Genomic DNA, 24,866 nt, shown 5'->3' with positions numbered 1-24,866 from the left:
GGCTTCAAAGATCCTTCGCAAGACGAAGGGCGTCGTAGATCGCAGCATGAGTGTTTCTTGCTGCCACAGCGTCCCCGATGCGGAAGAGCTGGAAACTTCCCCCCTCGTTGCGGACGACGCTTTGGGGCTTTCCACCGAGAAGCTCGCCATGCGAAATCTCCCCGTGGTTCTTCGACATGGGCTTCAGCTCGAAATAGAGTTCGTCCAAGGGCACGGTACCGTGGTTGACCACGATCTGGTCCACGATACGTTCCTTCTGGACGCCGCCATAGTCGCTTCCCACCCGTGCAACGATCTGGTTTCCATTCTTCATGGCCGATTCCAATCTGAACGTGACCGTGAAGGTCACGTCGAGCTTCTGAAGCGATCGCATGTACGGAACGAGGTTCATCGCCATCACTTCAGGCGCGAAAGACCGATCAGGCGTCATCACCTCGACCTTGGCGCCAGTCTTCGCAATGATTTCCGCCGCCTGCAGCCCAGCGTGGTCGCCGGCGTCGTCGAAGATGAGAACGTTGGTGCCGGGCTTCACGTCTCCCGAGATAATATCCCAGGAAGACACCACGAGCTCGTTGCCTTGGGTCAGCACCTCCGTATGTGGGAGTCCGCCAGTGGCGATGATAACGACGTCCGGGTTTTCCGCGGCGATGGTGTCTGCCTCCGCCCAGGTGTTGAAATGGAAGGTAACGCCCAGCTTCTCGCACTGTGACATGCGCCACTCGATGATGCTGATCATCTCCCGGCGCCGCTCGCTCTGAGCAGTCAGACGGATTTGGCCGCCTGCGTCGCTCGCAGCTTCGAAGACCACCACGTCGTGGCCGCGCTCGGCGGAGACTCGGGCTGCCTCGAGCCCGGACGGCCCCGCTCCGACAATCACGATCTTTCTGCGTACGTCCGCCTTTGGGATGGCGTGAGGCATGGTTTCCTCGCGACCCGTCGCCGCGTTGTGGATACAGAACGCCATGCCACCCTGGTAGATGCGGTCGAGACAGTAGTTGGCCCCCACGCAGGGCCGAATGTCTTCTTCGCGTCTTTCCATGATCTTGCGAACGACATGCGGGTCGGCCATGTGCGCACGGGTCATTCCGACCATGTCGACCTTCCCGGAGGCTATGGCATGTCTCGCGGTCGCCACGTCTGGAATCTTCGCGGCATGGAAGGTCGGGAACTTCGTCGCAGCGCGCACTTCTCCTGCGAAATCGAGATGCGGAGAGTTCGCCATGCCCTGGATCGGGATCAGATCAGTGAGACCTGGGTCCGTGTCGATGTGGCCGCGAACGACGTTGAGGTAGTCGACAAGGCCGCTGTCACGAAGGCGCTTCGAAATCTCGATCCCTTCCTCGCCGTCGGTACCGCCGGGGAGACATTCGTCGGCGGTGTAGCGAATGCCGAGAATAAACTCGTCGCCCACTCTTTCACGCATGGCTTTGAACACGTCGAACGTGAACCGCATGCGGTTTTCAAGCGAGCCGCCATAGGGACCGTCGAGTTCGTTCGTCAGAGGCGAGACGAACTGGTCCACCAGGTGGCCGTAGGACATGAGCTCGACGCCATCCATGCCGCCGGCCTTCATGCGTTCCGCGGCGTCGGCGAAGTCCTTGATGATCCGCTCGATATCCCAGTCTTCCATCTTCTTCGGGAATGCACGGTGAGAAGGTTCACGCTTGTGAGACGGCGATACGACAGGTAGCCAGTCGCCCTTGTCCCAGCGCGTGCGTCGCCCGAGATGGGTAAGCTGGATCATTATGGCGGAGCCCTGTTCATGCACCGCGTCCGTCATCTCCTTCACCCACGGAACGATCTCGTCCTTGTAGGCCAGAAGGTTGTTGAACACAGGAGGACTGTCCTTCGATACGGCCGCCGATCCGGCAGTCATCGTCAGCGCTATGCCGCCTTTGGCACGCTCGACGGTGTAGGCACGATACCGCTCCTTGGGTAGGCCGTCTTCCGGATATGCCGGCTCGTGGGACGTGACCATGATGCGATTGCGCAGGGTGAGGTGCTTGAGCTGAAAAGGCTGAAGAAGAGGATCGTTCGACATACGTCGTGCTCCGGTTTAGAAAGAACGGGAGGACGCTAGTCGAGAATGTACATATGTGTCAATCTAGAAAACATGATCGTCTTAAATTTTGACATTCTTGTACATTTCGCTTGTTTGCCAGCATTTGATTTGTTAGGAGATTGGTCATGGACCAGACTGTGATGGAAAACGACAGCGGATGGCGCGGATCCCCGGAAGGGTGGCTTGAGGCAGCCTACTCCTCTCTGATCGAATCCGGCGTCGATTCCGTGAAAATCTTGCCGCTGGCCAAGAAACTGAAGCTTTCCAGAACGAGTTTCTACTGGTTTTTCAAGGACCGGGAGGAGCTGCTTGATGCTTTGGTTCAGAAGTGGAGAGACAAGAATACCGGGAACTTGGTGAAGCAGACGGAGGCCTATGCCGAGTCTCTTGCCGAAGCGATGCTCAACGTCTTCGACTGCTGGCTCAACCGAGATCTTTTCGATTCACAGTTCGAGTTCGCCGTTCGGAGCTGGGCCCTGCAGTCGTCGGAAATACTCGACGAGGTCAGACAGGCCGATCAGGCACGTGTGGAAGCATTGTCGAGAATGTTCATGCGGTTTGGATTGGAACCCGTTCCAGCCGACGTCCGCGCCAGAACCACCTACCTCGTCCAGATCGGCTACATCTCGATGCAGTCCCAGGAAGACATTTCCGTCAGAATGAAGCGAATACCTGAATACATTGCAATCTACACCGGGCAGGTCCCGGAGCAACGCGAACTTGACCGCTTCTTCGCGCGTCACAATTTTAAACCGGGCTGACACTCTATGGCAAGCGGGTCGTACAAGATTGGTATCATTGGAGGCGCCGGATGGCTCGGAAGCGCCATCGCCAAATCCTTGATTTACTCCGGCGTGATCGGGGCGTCCGAAATTGTCATATCCTCCCGTAGCCACAGACCGGCCTCTCCTGATGACATCCGACATACTCCCGACAACCGCGAGCTGGCGCGACTTGCCGAGGTTGTGCTTCTTTCCGTCCGTCCAGAAGATTCCCACCTCGTGGATGTGGACGTAGAAGGGAAGCTTCTGATTTCCGTTATGGCGGGCGTGTCCTCCGAACTTCTATCGGGACGGCATCGCACACAGCGGGTGGTCCGCGCGTTGCCGAACGCGGCCGCCGCGGTCGGGCTCTCCTACACCCCATGGTTTGCGTCGTCCTCCACGTCCGAGGATGACCGCGATCTTGTCAGGGCGATATTCGATGCGTGCGGCACCCAGGACGTGCTCACACGCGAGGCGGACATCGATTTTCTCACCGGCCTCACCGGAACAGGTCCGGCCTATCCCGCTCTTCTTGCTGTCGCGATGTACAGGAGCGCACTGTCGCACGGCCTCAACGAAAACGTCGCGATGCGCGCCGTGAACGGCATGCTGGTGGGCGCTGGAGGACTGCTGCGGGAGAAGCCTGTCCACCCGGAGCTCACGGTCCGTGACTTCGTGGACTACAAAGGCGTGACTGCCGCCGGACTTGAGGCGATGCAGTCCGGCGGTTTCGTAGAGGCCGTTGACCAGGGAATTAAGGCTGCCTTGCAAAAGACGCAGGCGATCGCTCGAACTATCGAACAATGCAGGTGGTCAACCACCGCGACAATGAAGAAACGGGAACGCGACTATGAAAAAGAGGACCTGCCCGCAGAGCGGTGAGCAAAGGCCGGAGATGGCCGGAGAGGACTCTTGTAGTCGTCGCGCCTTCAAGGACTGAAATTCGCCAGCCTGCTGGCATATATGAGCCGAGGCGCTCCGGGCGTCACGCTATAAAAATAAGAAACTATGCGACGGCTTCTTTTAACTAAGGGGATCCGAATGGACTGGTTTTACAAATTTCCGCATATGAACGACGATACGTTGCGCGCCCTGAAGAAGACGATCGACGAGAACTTCAGAGCATTTACTCGGCTCTATGGCGAGGGTATCGAAAGTCTCTTCAAGCCTCTTCAGACATTCCTCATCGCGGCCGAGCGGTTCATGACGCAGACGCCCTGGCCGATCATTATCGCTCTGATACTGATCATCGCCTGGTACGCGAGCAAAAGTATCAAGATTGTCCTGGGCTGTCTTGTGACGCTGATCCTTATCGGCTACTTCGACATGTGGCAGGACACGATGCGGACGATCTCCATGATCTTCGTCTGTACCGTGCTGTCGATAGCAATCGGTCTACCCATCGGAATCCTGATGTCCCGATCGGATCGGCTTCAAAGGATCGTCAGCCCCATGCTCGACGTCATGCAGACCATGCCGAGCTTCGTCTATCTCATCCCGGTCGTCATGCTTCTTGGTATCGGACGTGTTCCTGGTCTGATCGCCGTGGTCATCTATGCCGTTCCGCCCATGATCAGGCTGACCGATCTCGGCATTCGGCTGGTCGACAAGGACGTCCTCGAAGCGGCTGACGCATTTGGTACCAGCGCCAGACAAAAGCTGTTCAAGGTTCAGCTCCCGCTGGCGCTTCCGACCATCATGGCTGGCATCAACCAGACCATCATGATGGCGCTGGCCATGGTCGTCATCGCATCCATGATCGGCGTGCAGGGTCTGGGGCAACCAGTTCTTCAGGCGATCGCCAACCAATATTTCACGCTTGGAATCTTCAACGGACTGGCGATCGTGGGCATCGCCATCATGTTCGACCGCGTCAGCCAGGCTTACGGCAAGAGACTTCAGACCTACCGGGAGACCGTCCATGGCTAACGTTCATTTCGGCGGCATCAAGATCCGCAACCTCTACAAGATTTTCGGCGCGAACGGGTCCAACTATATCGACGCCGTTCAAAAAGGCATGAGCAAGACGGACCTCAACAACCAGCACGGCCATGTCCTTGGTTTGCGCGACATCAATATCGAGATTCCGTCGGGTTGCATCCAGGTGATCATGGGTCTGTCGGGCTCGGGCAAGTCCACGCTGATCCGGCATATCAACAGGCTCATCGACCCGACGGCGGGAGAAGTCCTCGTCGACGGCGTCGACGTGGTCAAGATGAACCAGGACGAGCTCCGCCAATTCCGCCGCCATCAGACCGCGATGGTCTTTCAGAAGTTCGCGCTTCTCCCTCACCGCAAGGTGCTGGACAACACGATGTTCGGGCTCGAGGTTCAGGGCGTGGACCGATCGAGGGCCGTTGAAACAGCGATGAGGTGGATCGAGAGAGTGGGCCTCAAGGGCTTCGAGGACAAGTATCCCAACCAGTTGTCCGGCGGGATGCAGCAGCGCGTGGGACTTGCCAGAGCGCTGTCCAACGACGCGCCGGTCCTTCTCATGGACGAGGCCTACTCCGCGCTTGATCCGCTGATCCGCACCGACATGCAGACCGTCCTCCTGGACATCCAGAAGGAGATCAAGAAGACGATCGTATTCATCACGCACGACCTCGACGAGGCCCTGCGCCTTGGAGACCAGATCGCCATCCTGAGGGACGGCGAAGTCATCCAGCAGGGTACAAGCCAGGATATCGTCCTGCGTCCTGCGGACGACTACGTGTCGAACTTTGTCAAGGAGGTCAATCGAGGCAGGGTCGTACAGGTCTCAGCGGTCATGGGCCCGCTGAAGGCGGGCTCCGTCGCGAGCGGTATCACCATCCCGGCGGACACCACCATCGAGGAAGGATTGAGAACCCTGGCCTCGCTGCCGGACGGCGATGTCACGGTCGTCGGCGCCGCTTCCCAGCCCGTCGGAACCGTGAGCTTTCGGCAACTCGCCAACGCGATGGTGAACTCCCACCACAACGAAAGTCGCGAGAACGCCATCAAGCTGGTACGGCAGTAGGGTGCGGCATGTCTATTGGGATAGAGCATCCGGCGCGAAGAGCTCTTCACAGGGAGCTGCATGCTCGACCGCCGCTGTACTTCGACGGAAAGACCAACGTGTGGCATGCTGCCATCATGCCTGACCTCGATACTCCGTCGTCCGTGACCGATCTTTTCGACATGGACGACGCGTCGCTCGATGGCGATGAAAGAAACGGAACGCCCGATTTGGGGCCGGGTCGGCTGAAATGGGAGCGGCACGCCGAGTTCGTGTCCCTCACCTACGCCGAACCAATCACTCCTGAGGCAGGCCTGAGCGTTCCTCCGCGGTTTCGTCAAGTGTTGGATCGTGTTCCCGGTCGACTTGTCGCGGTGGTGGTCGTGACCGCGCGCGATGGAGCAGCGCCACCATCTTTTGTAAGCGAGGCTGACTTCGTAGCGTCCCTGGTTGGCGGCGGGGATGCCGAAGTGCACTCCACCTTTCGATTAAACGAGGATGGTTTCGTTGGACTCTATTTGTTCAATCGTAACCTCAATGCCTACCGGGCGGGACGTATGGTGAGACGTCTGCTCGAAATAGAAACCTCCAGGATGATGGCCCTTCTCGCGCTACCTGTCGCGCAGTAGACTGTGACGGCACTGCCCGAATACGACCGGCGCCTGGCAAGCCTGAACCAGCATCTGCAGCAAGCCGGCAGCGTGGAGAAGCGACTCTTGTCGGAAGTGACGCATCTCGCCTCGGATATTCTGTCTCGCTCTGTCGCGGCTCGCCAGCGAAGCGGAGCTAGGAGGGCTTATGCGGAGATCCTAGCGAGCAGGCTGCAGGAGTTGCGGGAGGGTCGTGTGGAGCACCGCCAACGGATCTCCACCTTCATCGAGCGGCGCTTCCAGCCATCCGTCCGCTTTATCCAGACGTCCGAACGTCGATTGAAAGAAGTTACGCAAAGGGTGGCGATGGCAAGCGACCTTCTCCGCACCACAGTCCAGGTACAGGTGGAGGAGCAGAACGCCGAGCTATTGCGGTCGATGGAGCGGCGGGCTCGCGTGCAGGTCCACATCCAGCAGGCAGTCGAAGGTTTCTCGGTCATAGCGATCAGTTACTACGCGGTCAGTCTCGCGAAGATCGCACTCGAAAGCCTGACCGAGGTCGGCGTCGAGATGCACGCCGCGAAGCTGCTGCTGGCCATATGCATTCCTGCCCTAGTCGCGTGCGTCTGGCTTGCCGTCCGCCACGCCCGGAGAGGTATCGTGAGCGCCTACCCTGTGCATTGACCCCACCTCGGAGCCTTCGACCCAACGGGAGTTCGTCATGGCGACTATCGCGACAACCGAGCGGGTGTTCGACGTCCAACAAATATTGAGGATTCAAACGGGAGATGATAATGACTGAAGAAGTGGAATTGCCTCTGGCGGAAGCGAGACAACTGGCGACCGACGCGTGCCTGGGCGCTGGTGCCGACGCCGTGTCCGCCCGTTCTCTTGTCGACGCTACCTTGTCGGCTGCTCTCTTTGGCCCGCCGACGTTGGGCTTTCCACACCTTGTGGACTATCTGAACGCGTTCATCGAAGGCCGGATCAACGGACGTCCGGAACCGCGGCTGACACGCGCTCTCCCCTCGTCTCTTGTTTCCGACGCCGACCGCGGAATTGCGCAGCTCGGGTTCGATCTTGCGGTGAATGACCTCGTAGAGGCCGCAGATACCAACGGAATTGCCATCTTCACCCAGACGAACAGCTACACTGCTGGTGAGCTGGGCTACTATGTCCGAATTCTCGCGTTTCGCAATCTCGTCGGGCTTGCCGTGACGAATGCGAATGCAATGGTGGTCTCGAAGCCCGGAGATCCGGCTGTCTATAGCACAAACCCTCTGGCATTCGGATTTCCTCTCGGCCCCGACAGCCCCCCTATGATCATCGACCAGGCATCGAGCGCCACAGCGTTCGTGAACGTCGTCAGAGCCGCGGAGGAAGGACAGCCCATTCCGGAGGGCTGGGCCGTGGACGCCGATGGCAACGCCACTACGGACGCCACGAAGGCTCTCTCCGGAGCGCTTCTACCGTTCGGCGGACGAAAGGGAGGCAATGTAGCACTCCTTGTGGAGATGCTTTCGGCGGGCCTTTCGGGAGGAAACTGGTCACTGGACGTTCCCGACTTTCGCTCCGGATCGACTTCGCCGGCGGTAGGACTGACCGTCATCGCCATCAGGCCGGGGCAGCCTAGCGAAGAACGCATCCGCAGGGCGCACGAGCAGTCCAGGCGTCTTGCGGGGCACGGCGTTTTCGTTCCAGGAGTTACCGGGATCACTCATCTGATGTCCAAGGAGACGCTGAAAATTCCGAAGATCGTTTTCGATCGAATTTCTGCGGTCGCTTCCAAGAAGCCAGCCGTCACAGCCTAGACCTTAAACAATAACGGGAGCATTCAAGTGGCATTCAAGAGAACGATACAAGCGGTAGACACTCAACCTCCGCCACGGCTCCACAATCCTTCCCAATGCGCATCCTCTGCTTTCATTAGCATGAAAGCACACGTCCGCAAGTTTCTAACCTGCCTAGGCGCTGTAGTTTCCGACCGAGGAAGTATATTTTGGCCACTCCCGAACCTCTATTTCGTCGAACGGGAGAGCTGCAAAGTGATGAACTTGGGCTATTGGACCTCAACGCTAGTGAACTGCGGTTCACTAGCGTTGAGGGTTCCGAGAGCAACAGGGCAGACGACAACCAGTCCATTTAGAATTCAATATGTTGTCGCTACTGCTCTTGGTTCTTGTGGTCGAGCGGGTGTTTTCGAGCAATATGGGCCTGAAGATGTGAGCGCGCGAAGAGATCGCGCGCTCGAAGAACTTACAGTGCTGCTTCAACCTTCTTTGCGACGTCGGGCGACACCCACTTCGTCCAAAGATCCTTGTTGTCATTCAGGAACTTCTTCGAACCTTCTTCACCCGCTGCCTGGTTTTCGGTCTGCCAAGCCATGAGCTTACCGACGGTGTCGTTGCTCCATCCGCGAGTGCTGAAATAGGTCTTGACCTCTGCTGGAGCCCGCTCGTCGAACTTCTTCGTCAGAACAGTGAAGACGTTGTCGACTGGCCACGCCGCTGGCTTGGGATCGTTGCACTGCAGATTGGTTAAGCAGCGTTTCCATTCCGCGGGATCTTGTGGCACTTCGAACTTGAGAAGAACCATCTCGTACTTGCCGAGCAAAGCCGTGGGAGCCCAGTAGTAAGTGATGAAGCCCTGCTTACGCTCGTAGGCCTTGGCGATCGCGCCGTCCAAGCCAGCAGCGGAACCCGGATCCAGCAGTGTGAAGCCCTTTTCTTCTGCCTTGTACGCCTTGAAGAGCTGCGCGGTCACGACCGTAGCGCCCCAACCCGCGGCGCCGTTGAAGATCACGCCCTTGCTCGAGTCTTCCGGAGCCGGGAAGAGCTCTGGATGCTTCAGAGCGTCGTCGATCGACTTGATGTCGGGATGCGCGTCGGCAACATATTTGGGTATCCACCAGCCTTGGACGCCGCCATCGGGCAGAGCCCTCGCTGCTTCTACGATTTTGTTTTCCTTGAGGCCGCGTGGAACGATCTCCGGCAGCAAGTCCACCCAGGTTTCCGGCGACACGTCGGGCTGGCCCTTTTCGACCATCGACGTCGTCGAAGGAACCGTATCGCCCGGTATCATCTCCACCGTGCAGCCGAAGCCATTTTCGAGAATGAACTTGTCCACGTAGGCAAGGACTTCAGCACTTTGGACATTGTGGAGTGCGAGGCTGACGGTACCGCATTCGGCGGCGCTTGCGGAATGCGACAGCGCCATGAACCCGGCTACCAGACATGTGGATGCGAGAAGATTCCTCATTTTTGTTCCCTTGTTTTATAGCGGCTGTTTCTGAAGCAGGTCGCCGCGATCCCGGTTTCAGTGAATGCTGAATGACCCGCCGCGGTCTGCGGCATATGCGCATGCTTTTAGAAACGGATTTAATGAACCCGTCCGGGAGGCGCTCTTAAAGACACATTGAAGTCGAATGTGTCCTCTCGTTCATTCCTTCCTCTTTCGTAACAAACCGAAGACCTTCTGCCAAGCGAAATGTACAACTGTGTCATTAAATTATTCTCAGGTGAAAAGTAAAATGACCACTGTGTACATTTTCCTTACGGAGTATTTCGGAGTCCATTGGAAGTACTGCTCAGGCAAGACTTCAGCCCTCGCGGCCAGCTCGTAATTCCTGCAGACGGATCAGGGAGTTTGCGCCGAGCCAGGCAAATGGCTCTGGCGGCAAGCGCGTGGGATCCGGGTGATCCATGTATTCGTCGAGTTGCCTTGACTTCGTGCCGGTCGCCAGCTCAGCGGCCATCATTCCCGCCAAGGTGCTCTTGACGGTTCCTAGGCCGTTTTCGCAGCAGGCGGAGTACAGACCTTCCTCGAGCTCGCCGAAGGCGGGCGCGTGATTGCGGCTTAGGCAGAGGCGTCCAGCCCAGGTGTAGTCGAAATCGAGCCTGTTGAGCTGAGGAAACCGGGCGTCGAATGACCGCCTGTGTTCCCTCGCCATAGCGCTCATGCGCCTGCTGGAAAGTTCTAACTTGGTATCGTAGGTGTAGCGGGTGCGCAGGACGATGCGCGATTGGCCATTCGAAGTGATCTTGCGCACCGTTGCACCCATTGCATCCGCTGGAAGCAGCGCCCATCTGTCCTTGCCCGAATAGTCCGTAAATGGCTTCTCCGCGGGGAAAGCCGCCGTCATTGATGCATAGGCGAAGATATGGATGAGCCGCCTATCGAAGTGTCCGAAGTCGGTGATATGGCCGTTGACACCCAGAATTACCTTTGGTGCGGTTACGCTTCCTTTGTTGGACTGCGCCTTCCAGTTTCCGCCTTCTCGGGCGAGGGACAGAACCGGGGACTTCTCATAGATGTCGATTTTCGTCGAAAGTCCTGCTGCCAAACCACGAACGTAATCGGCAGGCTGGATCAGCACGGCCCCCGGCGTGTAGAGGCCGCCCTTGTAGTAATCCGAACCGCAAATCTTGCGCATCTCGGCGGCGTCGAGAAACACGTGCGGCACACCGGCGCTGCGCAGCGACTGGGCAAAGCTGGCATTGTTGCGCATGCCATGCTCGGTCGCAGCCGCGTTAATCTTGCCCGCTGGATCGAAGGTCTCCGCAGACATGGCGAATTCCTCGGCGATAGCCTTCGAGAATGCAATGGCCTTTCTGTTCTGCGCCATCTCCAGCCGGGTGGCGTCCGCCTCTCCGCTCGAATATTCGCTTGAAGAGAGGTTGTGCGGAACGTCGATCATGAAGCCGGAATTTCGTCCGGCAGGTCCTTTCGCCACTTCGCTGGCGTCGAGAAGAACGATGCGATCCTCTGGTCGAAGTTGCTGAAGGCGACGCGCCGCCGACAATCCGGCAAAACCGGCTCCAACGATGAGCCAGTCCGCCGTTGCATCGGCTTCGAGAACGCGAAGCGGAAAGGTGCGATGGCTGATCGCCTCCCACCCGGAGACGCCATTTTCAAAAGGGAGACGTCTGACGGGCGTGGTGATCATCCGATAGCCTCATCGACCGATCGGTCAGAGACATCGATCCAGATCGTCTTCAGTTCGCAGTAGTTGTCATGCGCGAAGATCGACTTGTCCCGCCCGCCGAAGCCGGATTCCTTGTATCCGCCGAACGGGGTAGATGCGTCCCCCTCACCGAAGCAATTCACGGTCACGATGCCCGCGCGGATTTCACGCGACAGCTTGATCGCGCTGCGCAGACTTCCAGTATAGACGGAGGCTGCGAGGCCATAATTCGTGTCGTTGGCAAGCGCTATGGCTTCCGAAATCGTCTTGAAGGTGGTGACGGACAGGATCGGTCCGAAGATTTCCTCGTTAAACAGCCTGCTGTCTTTGCCGACGCCATCGAAAACGGTCGGCTCGAGATAGCGCCCTTCGAGTTCCTTGCCGCCATGGGAAAGAGCGAGACCTTCCTTCTTTGCGTCGGCGAGGAAGGACGTTACCTTCTCGAAGTGCGTCTTGCTCACCAGCGAGCCGATACGGTTTTCCGGGTCGAGCGGATCTCCGGTCTTCCACTCCTTAAGGTAGTGGCCGATGCGCTTGAGGAGTTCGTCCTTCACGTCGGCGTGGACGATGAGCCTGGACGTGGCGGAGCAGTTCTCGCCCATATTCCAAAACGCGCCGTTGACGACCTGTTCGGCGACAAGGTCAAGGTTCTCGGCGTCGTCCAGAACGACTGCGGGGTTCTTCCCGCCGCATTCGAGAACGACCTTCTTCAGGTTCGAATCCGCAGAATATCGCAAGAAGCGACGTCCGGTCAGCGTAGAACCGGTGAACGCAACCATGTCGACGTCCATGTGCAGACCAAGAGGCTCTCCGACAGCTTTGCCCGTGCCGGTGACGACGTTGAAGACGCCAGTTGGCACTCCGGCTTCGACAGCGAGCTCGGCAACGCGAAGCGTCGTAAGTGTCGTGTCCTCAGCCGGCTTGACGATCACCGAACATCCCGATGCAAGAGCGGGACCGATCTTCCATGCGAGCATCAGCAGCGGAAAATTCCAAGGTAGAACGCAGCCGACGACGCCGATGGGCTCGCGCACGACGAAGGAGAGCGCGTCGGGCCTGACAGGCGCCGTATGATCGTAGAGCTTGTCGACCAGTTCGGCATGCCATCTGATCGTGTGAATCGTATCCGGAATGTCGACCGTCTGGCATTCCCGGATCGGCTTTCCACTGTCCAGGCTTTCGAGAACAGCGAGTTCATGCCGGTTTTCTTCGATGAGCTTGGCAAGTTTCAGCAGTACTTCTTTACGCTCTCCAGGAGCGCGCAGGCGCCAGCGTCCATCGTTGAACGCTTCGCGTGCCTTGCTGACGGCGAAATCGACATCGTCTGCATCGCAGGCTGCGATTTCCGCTAGGACTTCTCCTGTGGCAGGGTTCGTGGAGGTGAAGGTCTTGCCTGAGCGCGCAGGAAGAAAGGCGCCGTCGATGAAGGCGCTTGCGGCAAATGTCAGCCCGTCGGCTATGGCCTTATATTCGGCTGCGGTCAAAGGTTCATGCATGGTTTGCTCCCGATACAATCTGGCCAACGGTGCGCTTGAGGGTCCTCACGACGGTTTCGAGGCCACGCTTTTCTTCACTATTCAGAGGCCGCAGCGGCGCCCTGACCGGGCCGGCCTTAAGACCGACGATCTCGCACCCGTACTTGATGGATTGAACGAATTTTCCAAGTTCGAGGAAGTCCATAAAGGGAAGCATCGCCGTCATGATCGCGCGTCCCTTGTCGAAGTTCTTCTCAATGACGCAGGCCTCGTAGAGCGCGACATGTTCCCGTGGCAGGAAATTGGACCCCGCACAAACCCAGCTTTTGGCGCCCCAGGCAAAGAATTCGAGTGCTTGATCATCCCAGCCGCAGGACAACTCGATATGCGGGAATTTCCGCGCGAGCAGATGAAGGTTTGCCATGTCGCCGGTGCTCTCCTTGATCGCGACGACATTCTTGGACCTGCCGACGCGGGAGAAATACTCCTCACCCATCGCAACGCCCATTCGACCCGGATAATTGTAGAGCATGATCGGCAGATTGGCCGCCCGATCGACCGTGAGCGCATGGATCGCATTCTCTTTTTCGGTCGGAAGCGCATAAGGCGGCGTCGAAACGAGGATTGCATCTGCGCCGATTTCCTTGGCGGCTTTCGCATACTCGACCGAGTCCTCCGTCCGCGTCGCACCCGTTCCGACGATCAGCGGCATACGGGTGCCGAGAACCTCTTTGGCGAAGGCCGCCAGCTCGAAGCGTTCTTGCGCTGACTGCGCATAGTATTCCCCCGTCGACCCGCCGACGATGACGCCATGGACGCGGGACTCGATCAGGTATTCAAGAACGTCGGCGTAGGCTTTGCGGTCGATGTTTCCTTCACGGTCGAGCGGAGTGACGGCCGGTGTATAGATACCCTCGAATTTCACAGTGATTTCTCCAGTGTTTGGCCGGGAGCCCCGAGCTGCGCGTCCGCCTTGATCCCTTGAGGGGCGATGAACATTTCCATGTTTTCGCGCGACAGCTCCCAATGCTCAAAAACCAGATCGACGACCGCGTCCTCGTCATGCACGGCAAGCGCTGCGATGAAGCCATCGTGATGCTCGACGGAAAGCTGAAGCCTGCGGCGCATGTCCTCGGAACGGGGATGAAAGAACGTGTGGCCGATCCGCGCGTGATCGATGAGCAAGCGGTTTAGGCTCGGCTGCAGGTACACATTGGCCGACATCTCGCCGAAGATTTCATGGAAGCGATTGTTCTCCAGCACCATTCCCAGAGTGTCGACTTCCTGGCTCGCTCGGCGAAAGCGCTCCTGGGTATCCTTGAGATCGGCAAGCTGGCTTGGCTTAAAGTTCTGGACAGCTAGACGGCCTATCGCTGCATAGACCATAGGCGCGACGAGAAAGAAGTTTCTCAACGTGCTGTGGTTCATGGGTATAACACGAGCGCCGCGATTTTCACGGATATCGATATATCCCTCGCCAGCAAGCCTCCTGAAGATATCGCGCACCGGCGTTCGCGAGACGCCATATTTCTCGCTGAGCATCACCTCATCCAGATCGGCGTCCGGATCCAACTCCATCGTGAGGATTTGACGCTTTAGATCGTCATATAAGTTGTTCTTGCTGCTCTTGGCCAATGGGCATCTCCGTCAGCGTCGATCGCGATGACCAGAGATTAGCGCAACTTCACCTGTCGTCAATCAAATTGTGTACGCAGAGTACACAATACTTCGAGGAGAACGTTTCGTCAGGAGGATGTCCTTATGCAATTTTAGCGGTCGTGACTGAGGACCTAGACGAGCTGGATGCTCACTCTTCAGTACGAACGGCGGTTTCAATGCTGATTATCCCTCCCTGAGACGCGACGAATTCCTCTCCAGCAGTTGTAGATTTTTACCCGTCGAGTACACTCAGGCGATAACAAGAAAGAATAGCCTCTTTGCCGGAAGTGACGGCGGTGGCCGGACATGGGCAACTATCGCGACACTTTTGCACACTGCAAAAATGAATTCTGTCGATCCGCAAGCCTGGTTGACGCAGACACTTGAGCGTCTGGCCAATGGCTGGCCCAGTAGCGAAATCGGCGATCTCATGCCGTAGAACTACAAGGCCTGAAAGGCCTCAACTTGTCGCGTTCGATTTTTTGAAGCAGTCCAAGTTTTTATCAGCACCCCCACCGGCTCATGTATGGATGCCCCCGTTCATGCAAGCTTTTCTTTGAGCGGCTTGAACGTGTGATTGGATGCGGTTATGTATCAGGCCTTCGATGCACAGCTATATTACTGCTGGCCGGTATGGAGCTAAGCGGGGCTGGCGCAAATCAGTTCTACGAGCTCGAGGCTCACTGAGCCGGCGGCATTCCCCCCCTCTTTCGAATCTCTTGTCCTTACCGTTCGCTTATCTCCTCACACGCCGACGATCCGATCTCACTATATCGTCAGCTTTGCTTACGCGTTTGCGAGACTGTTATCTTTGTAATTCTCATTCTTCGTCATCGTCGCCCAGACGGATCGAGCCATCTTATTAGCAAGCGCAATAGCAACGAGCATACGCGGCTTGCGCATCAACATACGCCCGAGCCATGAGTTTTCGGAGGGGGGCTTTCGGCATGCCCATCGGATCACCGTCGTTGCACCGATAATCAAAAGCCGCCGAATATCGCGCTGTCCCATCTTTGACGTCCGGCCGAGCACCTGCTTTCCTCCGCTCGAATGTTGTTTAGGTACAAGCCCGAGCCAAGCTGCAAAATCACGTCCCTTATGAAACGTCGTCATAATTGGAGCAAACGCCTCTATCGCCATGGCCGTGATTGGCCCGCGCCGGGCATTGACATCTGTCGCGCGGTGTTAATCGTTTGCTGGGCTTTAGCTTTGAGAACCTTCTCCAAGCTGGAGATACGGGAGGTCAGCAGATCAATCTGCTCCAAATAAATCCGCGCAGTTTCAACGACCAGGAGCTCAAGACCGCTATCGTCTTCTACGATCCCCCTCAACGCGTCCGGGCTTGCAATGCCCTGCGGCGCAATGAACCCCTGTTCCGCAAGGTGAGCTCGCAAGGCGTTTATCAGTTGCGTTCGTTGACGCACGAATAGATCGCGCGTCCGAAAGATCATGGCGGTGGCTTGCTGCTTCTCGGTTTTTAGTACGACGAACCTCATCGAGGGGCGGATGGCGGCTTTTGGGGTGGTCGACGAGGTCGGTGACGGCGTCTTCGGTGCGGTAGTCGGAGACGCGGTCGTTGGCATTGGTAGAAACACGGTGGCCCAACGCGCGGTTCCGACGAAATGGGCTAAAAAGCCGAATGACAAGTCGTTCGAGGATGCGGGCGGTCTCACCGTGATCGCCGAAACGGCATCGCGCATCCTGGATCAGGCGGTGTGAAACAGGGTGATACGTTTCTGGTTGCGAACGTCGCCGGCGGGGTCGCCCAGCTGCCACCCAGTTGACGCACCAACGCGGGCTGACAGTCATCGGAACGGCAAGCCCCTAGAAGCATGACTACCTGCTAAAACCTGGCGTCCTTCGAACGATTTACGACCGGGGCTTCCTCTGGCTGTACATCCCGTCGTAGCCAAAGGCTCGGAAAAGCACGATATGGGCATCTTCTTCTTGAGTATAAAAAAGCCCCATCCAGTTCTCTTTGGAGCGAGTATGGGGCCGATATCAACCGATCAAGGTTGATCTGGACTGAAGTGTTTTGTCAATCGAGCTCCGTAGCTTCCATAGTCTTTTTGGAATGACGGCGTTTCTGCTGCGAATGCGGTCACCTTTTGCGGGAATCGCGTCTCGAACATGAACGCGAGCGTCCCTTCTAGCTTATGCGGCTTCAGCTCGGCGTTGCTAGCCTTTTCGAAAGCATCCATATCGGGGCCGTGCGGCAGCATCGTGTTGTGCAGTGAAATACCACCGGGTACGAAGCCGCCACCTGTCTTGGCATCGTAAACGCCGTAAATGAGGCCCATGAATTCACTCATCACATTCATGTGGTACCATGGTGGTCGGAATGTGTTTTCCGCTACAAGCCAACGCTCCGGGAAGATTACGAAGTCGATGTTTGCCGTTCCAGGGGTTTCCGAAGGCGATGTTAGAACTGTGAATATTGACGGATCTGCATGATCGTACAGGATCGGTCCAACGGGCGAGTATTTCCTGAGATCGTACTTGTACGGCGCGTAGTTACCATGCCACGCGACTACGTCGAGTGGCGAATGCTCGATATCGGTAACCCACAAATTGCCTGACCACTTCACATAAAGCTTTGAAGCTACGTCCCGATCTTCATAGGCGGCAACTGGCGTCAAGAAGTCGCGAGGATTGGCTAGGCAGTTGGCGCCAATCGGACCACGTTCTGGCAAACTGAAAGCACCGCCATAGTTCTCGCAGAAGTATCCACGCGCCGGACCATCGACCAACTCGGCACGGAATTTCACCCCTCGGGGGATGATCGCGATCTCACCGGGCTCGATATCAATTACCCCGAATTCGGTGCAGAGGCGCAGATTGCCCAGTTCAGGGACGATAAGCATCTCGCCATCGGCATTGTAGAAGTACTCATCTTCCATTGAACGTGTTGCCAAATAGACGTGTGCGCCCATTCCGGCCTGGCTTCCCGCGTCACCAGCAGTGGTTATCGTCCGGATACCTTCAATGAAACTTAGCTTCTCCTCCGGAAGCGGGATCGGGTCCCAGCGCATTGGAGCTATGGGAGAGTCGACCTCGTGGACAGGCGCAGTCCGCCAGAAACCAATATCCGCTTTCTCAAATTTGCCCCAGTTCGCAACAGTCGGGCGGATACGATATAGCCACGATCGTTCATTTGTTGTCCGTGGGGCGGTAAATGGCGAACCACTCAGTTGTTCGGCATATAGTCCATATGAACACTTCTGCGGCGAGTTACGACCAATTGGGAGTGCACCAGGGAGCGCCTCCGTTTCGAAGCCATTGCCGAAGCCAGACATGTAGCCAGGTTGGATAGCAGATGCAGCCTGTACGCCTGCGGACATGGTTGCGGGATTTTGTATATTCATCGTCGGTCCTCCAAAAAACAGTTGCAAACGTAACGGTCTATTTTGTAACCATCAACAATGACCAAACTGAATCTCGAAAACTTTCTGCCTTATCGTCTCAATAGGATTGCTTCGCTTGTTTCGAAGGAATTCCGCACTGTTTATGGACCAGACTACGACCTAACTATACCCGAATGGCGCGTTCTCGCGACCTTGGGTCAGTTTGAACATATGAGTGCGCGAGAGATCGGCGCTCACTCGGCGATGCACAAAACCAAGGTTAGCCGCGCGGTCCATGCTCTAGAAGATCGCCGCTGGTTACGCCGGGAGGGCAACGAGCATGATCGGCGGGAAGAAATCTTGAGCCTGACCGTCGCGGGAAGGCGATACTACGACAGTATCATCCCCCGCGCTGTTGCATTCGAACAAAGACTCCTTGACGCACTTGGAAAAGATGCCGAGCAACTCCTCCTAGTACTGAGCCGATTGGAAGGCTCGTTTAGCCTATCAGCGGGAGATAGCTAAGCCGCGTTGTGAGCCACGCCAAGGTACGCCGCACGCACCTTGGGATCGTGAAGCAACTGCTGGCCTGTGCCGGTCATGGTAACCCTCCCCGTCTCCAGGACATAGGCGTGGTCCGCAATCGCTAGAGCCATATTTGCCATCTGCTCGACAAGAAGGATGGTGATTCCCGATTTCCGCAGAGAAACGATAATCGCGAAAATTTCCTGAATGATCTTAGGTGCTAGTCCCAGAGAGGGTTCATCCAGAAGCAATAGCTTGGGCTTGCTCATCAAAGCCCGTGCAATCGCCAGCATTTGCTGCTCGCCGCCAGAGAGGGTCACCGATAGCTGATTGCGACGTTCACGCAGGCGAGGAAATAGAGCAAACTGCTCCTCGATTTCTGCATCAAGCGCATTCTTCGATAGACCTCGGAAATAAGCTCCAAGACTGAGATTGTCATAGACGGATTGGTCAGGAAATACCTGTCGCCCCTCAGGCGATAGTGCAAGCCCCCGCGCAACTCGATGGTGCGGTGGCACTCGCGTGATATCTTCGCTGTCGAAGACTATCTTGCCAGACTGCATAGGAATGAGCCCTGCAATCCCCTTGAGCAGAGTGCTTTTGCCCGCACCGTTGCCGCCGACGATGGCGACGACCTCACCGCTCCTAACCTTTATGGAGGCGTCTCGAACTGCCGAGATCGGACCATAATTGAGGTGAACGTTTTGCAGTTCCAACATTTTGCTGCTCCTCAGGCCGCGTCCACGGCTGCGCCTAAATATGCTTCCATCACGCGGGGGTCAGTTTGAACGATGGTCGGCGCCCCTTCCGCGATCTTCTGGCCGTAGTCGAGCACGACGACGTGGTCAGAAATCGCCATCACCAGGTCCATGTGATGTTCGATGAGAAGGATTGTGATGCCCTGCTCGCGAATTCGTACCAGAAGCTCTCCTAGTTCGGCCGTCTCTTGGGGGTTGAGACCAGCCGCTGGTTCGTCAAGCAGAAGCAGTTGCGGTTCAGAGGCAAGGGCTCTGGCAAGCTCGACTCGCCGCTGAATTCCATAGGCGAGACTACCTGCGGGAAGGTCCGCGACGTTAGTGAGGCCTGTGAATGCCAAAACCTCTGCGACCTTGGCGCGAGCCTTTGCTTCTTCGTTCCATGCCTTCGGGAGCCCGAAGAGAGAAGAAAGGACGCCATTCTTCATACGAGAATGCTGGCCAAGCAGGACATTCTCTCGCACCGATAAGTCTTGGAAGAGACGTAGGTTCTGAAAGGTTCTCGCCACACCGAGCTGACAGATCTCGTGGACCTTCTTCCGTGTGATCTCCTTGCCACCTAGTGTGATCGCGCCCCGGTCGGCACGGATCACACCCGTCAGCATGTTGATGAATGTGCTCTTTCCCGCTCCATTTGGGCCAATTAGCGCATGAATATGAGCTTTGGTAAGCTTCACGGAAATGTCCTTGGCAGGGACGATGCCACCGAACGCTTTGTTAAGGGATTCAGCCGCCATAAGCGGATTGCCTGTATCGGTTCCTCCGGCTGTAAAAGATAGCTTTCCTGCGGTTGATGCCCACGGCCGATTGGATGGGTCTGACTTTCCCCGGCCCGGAAGGATCATCTCCAAGACACCAGCCAGTCCCTTCGGCATCACGAACAGCGCAAACAGAAGAAGTGCACCATTCACAAAATGCTCGACCCAGGTCCAACGAGCGAGAACCGCGCCGATGATAACCAGACTAACGGAGCCTAGGAGTGGTCCGTAGAGCGAGCCACTGCCTCCGAAGAGAACAAGCAGGAGAATGAAGACGGACAGGTTGAAGTTGATGAAGTCAGAATTGATGTACTGGTTTTGCTGTGCAACAAGCGCTCCCGCTAATCCGCAGGTAATCGCCGCGATGACGAAGGCTAGCACCTTGTATCGGTAGACCGGGACTCCGACCGCGCCTGAGGCGATCTCGTCAGACTGTAGCGACAGGAACGCTCTTCCAAATCTACCTACAAGCAAATTCCGCAACAGAAGATGCGTGACCAGGCAAAGCAAGATTCCAAACCATACCCACTGCTGGGCGGTGAATGGTACATCGCCTATGGTCAGGGGTTGGATCGCATAAATGCCCATGGCGCCGCCGAATATATCGCCGCCATCAGAGACAAGTTTCTCAATCACGATGCCGAAAGCGAGCGTCACCATGGCAAGGCTAGGGCCCTTGACGCGAAGCGATGGCAAGGCGATCAGAAGGCCGAAGAATGCGGATACTAAGCAAGACAGTAGCAAAGCAGTCCAAGGACCGAAGCCCCAAACAGTGGTCAGCAGGGCGACGGCATACGCCCCGGCGGCGAACAATCCCGCCTGGCCGAGTGATTTTTGCCCAGCGAACCCCAGGAGAACGTTCATCCCGGATGCGCAAAGAAAGTAGACGCAAATCATAAACAGCGTGCGCAAATAGAACTCGTTCTGGACGAATATAACGCCCACCGCGACAAGCGCTGCAAGGCAGATGGCTCCGATCAGATGACGCATTGGATCAGACCTTATCAATTGCAGCTTGGCCGAACAGACCCTGCGGGCGAACCGCAAGGACGAGAATGATCAGACCGAAGACCACGATCTCTCGCCATTGTGCTTCCCAAAGGCCCACTGTCGATTCCAAAACACCGAGGATGAAGCCGCCATAGATGCAGCCGCGTGGGTTAGTTAATCCTCCAATGATCGCTCCCGAAAAAGCCTTGAGCGCAAAGCCCAACCCCATGAACAGAGATGCAGAGGCAATAGGAGCGATCAGAACGCCAGCGAGTCCTGCCAAGCCACTGGAAAGAGCAAATGCTCCAATCATGATGGCGTTTACGTTGATACCCATGAGGCTTGCGGTCTGCGGTGAATGAGCGACCGCCATCATAGCCTTGCCGATCTTCGTTTTGCGCATGACGATGTCGAGAGCGACCATGATCACAATGGCTGACGCAAGCACGAGTAGCTCTTGTGGACGGACCCCCGCCCCTGCAATGCGAATGATGTCATCGCCGAGTGGTGAAGGGACCATAACCGGAGCTGGCCCCCAGACCGTGAGCCCTATACTCTGAAGAATGACACCGAAGCCGATAGTACTCATTACCCAGTTCATTCCTCGCTTGCCCGCGAAAGGCCGTACAGCGATCAAGAAAATCAAGATCCCGACCACCCCCGCTGCCACCGTGGCGGCGGTAGCTGCAACGGGGTATCGCCAGCTGAGAACGGCATCTCCAGGGATTGCCGTCAAATTACCGTGCAGCCCGGAGAAGAATATCAGGGAGGCAACCCCAATAAACGCGCCAAAAGACAAGAACTCTCCCTGTGCAAAGTTCATGGTCTTCGTGGTCGTGAACGTAATGCTAAAGCTCAGGGCGATGAGGGCGTAAACCCCCCCGATCGCCAAGCCACTGACCAGGGTTTGGATGTATGTCGCCAGCATGTCGGCCCCTAAGCTGCTTATAGTGGAGTGGCTACTCGGCGAAGTCCGCGGGCTTGAGCGCCTTGATGGTGTCGTCGGTGAAGGAAACTAGTTTCCCGTCTCGCCACTGGGTCCACCGGTAATCCGCAGCGGTCAGAGCTTCGCGCTGGTCAACGCTGAACGGCTTGTTATACGTCTTCATGACGCCTTCTACCGGGGCTTGGAGATTGTCCAAGGCATCATGAATTTTCGCACCGTCAGCGCTGTTTGCTTGTCTAATGGCTGCCGCAAGCAACAAGGTGGCGTCGTAGCAATGGGCGGAAAAGCTGAATGAGCTCTTAGATGCCAGCTTTGGCGACAATCGATCGTACAGCTTCTGCTGGGCGGGAGTACGTTCCTCAGTGATGGTGCGAATAAAAATCGGCTTTTCAGCCAATTCCTTTCCTGCGGTATCATAGAAGCTGGCGTTATCGGCGGCCCAAGATGCTAGAGTGACGGGCCAATAGTCGATCTTCTGCATGCTTCGAATGACTTGGGCGATGGGCGTGCCCTGAGCCCAGATAATGACGGTATCGACGCCTGCCGACCTTAGCTTTTCAAGCTGAGAGGTCATGTCGGTGTCATTCACGCCGAATTTCTCGACGGCGGCAGGCTCGATGCCTTTCTTAGAAGCAAAGGATTGGAGGTCCTTTAGTGCCCCCTGCCCGTATCCGGTCGTCTCCACCATAAAGCCCACCTTGTTGGTTTGCGAACGGTTCTTAACGTAGGCGATCAGCCCAGCCACTTGCGAACGGTCGACCATCGAAACGCGGTAAATGTAGTTGTCCGCGCCCGTGGACTTGGTGATGTCACTTCCAGAGCCGATGCACTCCATATTCGGGTTCTTGCGCTGGTTCGGAATATGCTTCCAGGCGAGAGCGTTGCCAGAATTCGTCGTGCCAAATGTTGCGGTTACCTTTTCGTTATCGATAAGGTCACTCATGTTCTGGATCGACTTTGGAGGCTGCGACAGATCATCGCGAACGACGAGCTGAAGCTTTTGGCCCAGTAGCCCACCTGCTGCATTGATGTCGTCGATCGCGGCTTGGATTCCCAGGACACCCGCCCGCCCACTCTGAGCGGACGGCGATGCAGAGAGGTCCCCGTTGAACCCCAATTTGATATCTTCTGCTTCGGCTGAGTATGCAACGCCAAGCACGCTCGCCAAGAGCGCGACTTTCAATGCGGACTTCTTAACTGACATGTTCTCCTCCACTTCAAATCAGACGTCTTCGATAGTTGACGACCGACGCCAGTGGCGATTGAAGGACAAATAGCGGTTTGCCATCCGACGCCTGACCTCCCAAACGGCGGTTTTGTCCTCCATCGCCCGTTCCTCCAGGCTATTGCCTTGATCTCGTTCCCTCGTCGAAAGGCGCAGATATACAATAGTCTACAGCAAATTGATTTACAATAGACGAATAGCGTCAATATGCCAAAAATCCCTTTTAGTGAGGTTTTATCGATTATTGGGGGTTTCTTGGGAGGGCAAAATGCAAGAAAAATCATTGCTATTGCTTTCGTTTTAACAAATAGATTCGACTTTGACGATTTCTTGCAGGAGTGAGCCAATCTGAGAAGTGGATAGTTTGGTGGCTTGGTCAGTCGAGAGCAGGGCCAAACTCAGAACCCGGTTCGCTCGCCCCCAAAAACCAGACGTCGCATCCGCCCGATAAAGAATGGCTATTGTCATTCCCGGCATTGCGAAGCCGTGACCACCCCACGAGGCCGACGTGAATTCGTCGTCTATCTGCAGGTGCGAGCTCCTAGTGAAGGAGTGACTGGTTTAGCTACCTCAGTTTCGTGTCCTTTTTCCACAGCGCCCCGTGTTGCCCTCTTCCTCATTGCTGAGGATCAACCCATTCGCCCCCAAATTCATCCATAACAGTCCCGCATGCCCCTCGCCGCGCAGCAATACACATTGTAATTGAGGTCGTCGTAAATGCGCTGGTGGCCACCGGGACTGTCGAGTAGACGGCTCGCCTTGGCATTACGCCGCCTGCCATATATTTTGTTTCCCAAGGGAAAACTCCGCCAACCGGGCGATTTGATCTGGGTACATTCAGTCCACTGCAGACAGCGTGAGTCCGCTTTTACGCTGGTGCATGTATCTTATGTTCTGCGTTCGGGCCATTTTGTCATGAACTGTTGGTTGTCTGAAATTTTCAACAAATCTTTTCGCTAATGATGAATTTCTTGGACTGGTCCAAACTAGCTGCTATCAAGTCCACTATGGGTACCGAGAGGAGGTAAAGGATCGCTATGTTAAAGAGAATGACCCTGTTAGCGAAGAAGGATAATTTGAGCCTTGATGCCTTCAGGAATCATTGGGCGGGAGACCATGCCCAGCTCGCTTTGTCCCTGCCAGGCGTGTGCAAATACACGCAGAATCGGGCCATCGAGGTTCTCATGACTTATCCCCAAAATCGCGGGTTCACCGCTGACGGAATCGTTGAGCTATTTTTCACGGATGAGGATGCGATGATGTCCGCGCAGGCGTCCGAGATCGGAGCCATTAAAATACCGGAGGACGAGCTGCAATTCCTGAGAGGCTGGTCGCTAAATATCGTAGAGACTTCAGATCCACATGACCACTTCGGCTCAAAAGTAATGGTGCCGATTACGCTTCGAGACAGGGACGCCGCGGAAGCTGCCCGAGCCGCACTTGCAAGCGCAGCTAGCGAGGCATCCGCCACCCAGATTTCCATCAACACCGTTACGAGCAGCCATTCGAGGCCCCGGCTATGGTCTGAACCTGTAGCTCCGCACAATATATTGGTGCTTTGGTTTAACAGTGCGGAGCAAGCACGCGCTGCGTTCGAAACTAACAGCGATCTTTACCATGTCATCACCGAAGTTTCCCGGCAGGCCTCGGCCTATCTCTGTGACCCGCTCGTGGTTCGTTGACGGGGGTTAGGGGAACTGAAATGGCAGCAGGCAGTCCAGTTGTCTGCGCCGCCTGTTGGAAAGCTTGATGGACTCTCCCGGGGTTAAACGACTTTTTTGACAACCAGTTGATCGTCACCAGAGCCCGATTGCGAGAATGATCAGTGAC

19 protein-coding genes and 3 pseudogenes are annotated in these 24,866 nt (G+C 56.4%); 10 read left to right on the top strand and 12 right to left on the bottom strand.

What is annotated here, in order from left to right; translation table 11 throughout:
* Window positions 1–4: 4 nt before the first annotated feature.
* Entirely contained in the window at window positions 5–2,041 is a 2,037-nt protein-coding gene (locus tag J5276_RS24730) for an NADH:flavin oxidoreductase (protein ID WP_209160347.1), read from the bottom strand.
* Window positions 2,042–2,187: 146 nt separating this feature from the next.
* Here J5276_RS24730 and J5276_RS24725 point away from each other — a divergent pair, with 146 nt between their 5' ends.
* The 6 genes and pseudogenes from J5276_RS24725 (at window position 2,188) to J5276_RS24700 (ending at window position 8,207) form a co-directional block, all read left to right on the top strand.
* Window positions 2,188–2,823, top strand: coding sequence for a TetR/AcrR family transcriptional regulator (locus J5276_RS24725; protein WP_209160345.1), 636 nt, complete (start codon window positions 2,188–2,190; stop codon window positions 2,821–2,823).
* Window positions 2,824–2,829: 6 nt separating this feature from the next.
* The gene (locus tag J5276_RS24720) at window positions 2,830–3,708 is read left to right on the top strand and encodes a pyrroline-5-carboxylate reductase (RefSeq protein ID WP_209160343.1); all 879 of its coding nucleotides are present in this window, start codon (window positions 2,830–2,832) and stop codon (window positions 3,706–3,708) included.
* A gap of 159 nt (window positions 3,709–3,867) precedes the next feature.
* Window positions 3,868–4,755: a proline/glycine betaine ABC transporter permease gene (locus tag J5276_RS24715; protein WP_209160341.1), complete on the top strand. Its 888-nt coding sequence runs from the start codon at window positions 3,868–3,870 to the stop codon at window positions 4,753–4,755.
* Window positions 4,748–5,827: a glycine betaine/L-proline ABC transporter ATP-binding protein gene (locus J5276_RS24710; protein WP_209160339.1), complete on the top strand. Its 1,080-nt coding sequence runs from the start codon at window positions 4,748–4,750 to the stop codon at window positions 5,825–5,827. Before J5276_RS24715 ends, J5276_RS24710 begins: the two co-directional genes overlap by 8 nt.
* A gap of 8 nt (window positions 5,828–5,835) precedes the next feature.
* Window positions 5,836–7,080 (top strand): annotated as a pseudogene (locus J5276_RS24705) (DUF3422 domain-containing protein).
* Between the two features lie 110 nt (window positions 7,081–7,190).
* Window positions 7,191–8,207: an Ldh family oxidoreductase gene (locus J5276_RS24700; protein ID WP_209160337.1), complete on the top strand. Its 1,017-nt coding sequence runs from the start codon at window positions 7,191–7,193 to the stop codon at window positions 8,205–8,207.
* Between the two features lie 445 nt (window positions 8,208–8,652).
* Here J5276_RS24700 and J5276_RS24695 read toward each other — a convergent pair whose 3' ends face one another.
* From J5276_RS24695 to J5276_RS24675, 5 genes are all read right to left on the bottom strand, one after another.
* Window positions 8,653–9,654 (bottom strand): glycine betaine ABC transporter substrate-binding protein, encoded by a 1,002-nt coding sequence (locus J5276_RS24695; protein ID WP_209160335.1) that lies wholly within the window; start codon window positions 9,652–9,654, stop codon window positions 8,653–8,655.
* A gap of 340 nt (window positions 9,655–9,994) precedes the next feature.
* Entirely contained in the window at window positions 9,995–11,341 is a 1,347-nt protein-coding gene (locus J5276_RS24690; protein WP_209160333.1) for an FAD-binding oxidoreductase, read from the bottom strand.
* Window positions 11,338–12,855: an aldehyde dehydrogenase gene (locus J5276_RS24685; protein ID WP_209160331.1), complete on the bottom strand. Its 1,518-nt coding sequence runs from the start codon at window positions 12,853–12,855 to the stop codon at window positions 11,338–11,340. Before J5276_RS24685 ends, J5276_RS24690 begins: the two co-directional genes overlap by 4 nt.
* Window positions 12,848–13,759 (bottom strand): dihydrodipicolinate synthase family protein, encoded by a 912-nt coding sequence (locus J5276_RS24680; protein ID WP_209160329.1) that lies wholly within the window; start codon window positions 13,757–13,759, stop codon window positions 12,848–12,850. Before J5276_RS24680 ends, J5276_RS24685 begins: the two co-directional genes overlap by 8 nt.
* Window positions 13,756–14,469 carry a GntR family transcriptional regulator gene (locus J5276_RS24675; RefSeq protein WP_209160327.1) on the bottom strand — a complete coding sequence of 238 codons (714 nt, stop codon included), beginning with the start codon at window positions 14,467–14,469 and terminating at the stop codon, window positions 13,756–13,758. Before J5276_RS24675 ends, J5276_RS24680 begins: the two co-directional genes overlap by 4 nt.
* Window positions 14,470–14,743: 274 nt before the next feature.
* On the opposite strand from J5276_RS24675, the pseudogene J5276_RS24670 reads away from it, so the two are divergent.
* A pseudogene (locus J5276_RS24670) lies at window positions 14,744–14,932 on the top strand (transposase domain-containing protein); the annotation flags it as partial.
* Between the two features lie 347 nt (window positions 14,933–15,279).
* Here the strand turns inward: J5276_RS24670 and J5276_RS30515 are convergent.
* Window positions 15,280–16,043 (bottom strand): annotated as a pseudogene (locus tag J5276_RS30515) (IS110 family transposase); the annotation flags it as partial.
* Here J5276_RS30515 and J5276_RS24660 point away from each other — a divergent pair.
* On the top strand, window positions 16,000–16,212 hold the full coding sequence (locus J5276_RS24660; RefSeq protein ID WP_209160323.1) for a hypothetical protein: 213 nt from the start codon (window positions 16,000–16,002) through the stop codon (window positions 16,210–16,212). The pseudogene J5276_RS30515 and the gene J5276_RS24660 sit on opposite strands and share 44 nt — an antisense overlap.
* Before the next feature lie 290 nt (window positions 16,213–16,502).
* Here the strand turns inward: J5276_RS24660 and hmgA are convergent, their stop codons facing one another.
* Window positions 16,503–17,858, bottom strand: coding sequence for a homogentisate 1,2-dioxygenase (gene hmgA / locus J5276_RS24655; RefSeq protein WP_209160321.1), 1,356 nt, complete (start codon window positions 17,856–17,858; stop codon window positions 16,503–16,505).
* 57 nt (window positions 17,859–17,915) lie between these two features.
* Between hmgA and J5276_RS24650 the strand changes: the two genes are divergently transcribed.
* On the top strand, window positions 17,916–18,362 hold the full coding sequence (locus J5276_RS24650) for a MarR family winged helix-turn-helix transcriptional regulator (RefSeq protein ID WP_209160319.1): 447 nt from the start codon (window positions 17,916–17,918) through the stop codon (window positions 18,360–18,362).
* Here J5276_RS24650 and J5276_RS24645 read toward each other — a convergent pair.
* Genes J5276_RS24645 through J5276_RS24630 form a run of 4 tightly spaced genes read right to left on the bottom strand, consistent with a single transcriptional unit; the run spans window position 18,359 to window position 23,015 of the window.
* Entirely contained in the window at window positions 18,359–19,081 is a 723-nt protein-coding gene (locus J5276_RS24645; protein ID WP_209160317.1) for an ABC transporter ATP-binding protein, read from the bottom strand. The two genes, J5276_RS24650 and J5276_RS24645, sit on opposite strands and share 4 nt — an antisense overlap.
* Window positions 19,082–19,092: 11 nt before the next feature.
* Complete coding sequence (locus J5276_RS24640) at window positions 19,093–20,865, bottom strand: ATP-binding cassette domain-containing protein (protein ID WP_209160315.1); 1,773 nt, start codon at window positions 20,863–20,865, stop codon at window positions 19,093–19,095.
* A gap of 4 nt (window positions 20,866–20,869) precedes the next feature.
* Window positions 20,870–21,793 carry a branched-chain amino acid ABC transporter permease gene (locus J5276_RS24635; protein WP_209160313.1) on the bottom strand — a complete coding sequence of 308 codons (924 nt, stop codon included), beginning with the start codon at window positions 21,791–21,793 and terminating at the stop codon, window positions 20,870–20,872.
* A gap of 31 nt (window positions 21,794–21,824) precedes the next feature.
* Complete coding sequence (locus tag J5276_RS24630) at window positions 21,825–23,015, bottom strand: ABC transporter substrate-binding protein (RefSeq protein WP_209160311.1); 1,191 nt, start codon at window positions 23,013–23,015, stop codon at window positions 21,825–21,827.
* Between the two features lie 1,097 nt (window positions 23,016–24,112).
* Here J5276_RS24630 and J5276_RS24625 point away from each other — a divergent pair.
* Complete coding sequence (locus tag J5276_RS24625; RefSeq protein ID WP_219256751.1) at window positions 24,113–24,718, top strand: EthD domain-containing protein; 606 nt, start codon at window positions 24,113–24,115, stop codon at window positions 24,716–24,718.
* Window positions 24,719–24,866: the final 148 nt, after the last annotated feature.

The organism is Agrobacterium sp. S7/73 (genome assembly GCF_019355535.1).
GTDB classification, from domain to species: domain Bacteria; phylum Pseudomonadota; class Alphaproteobacteria; order Rhizobiales; family Rhizobiaceae; genus Agrobacterium; species Agrobacterium tumefaciens.
The sequence above is the reverse complement of the archived record's forward strand: the minus strand, read 5'-3'. Positions and strand labels throughout refer to the sequence as shown.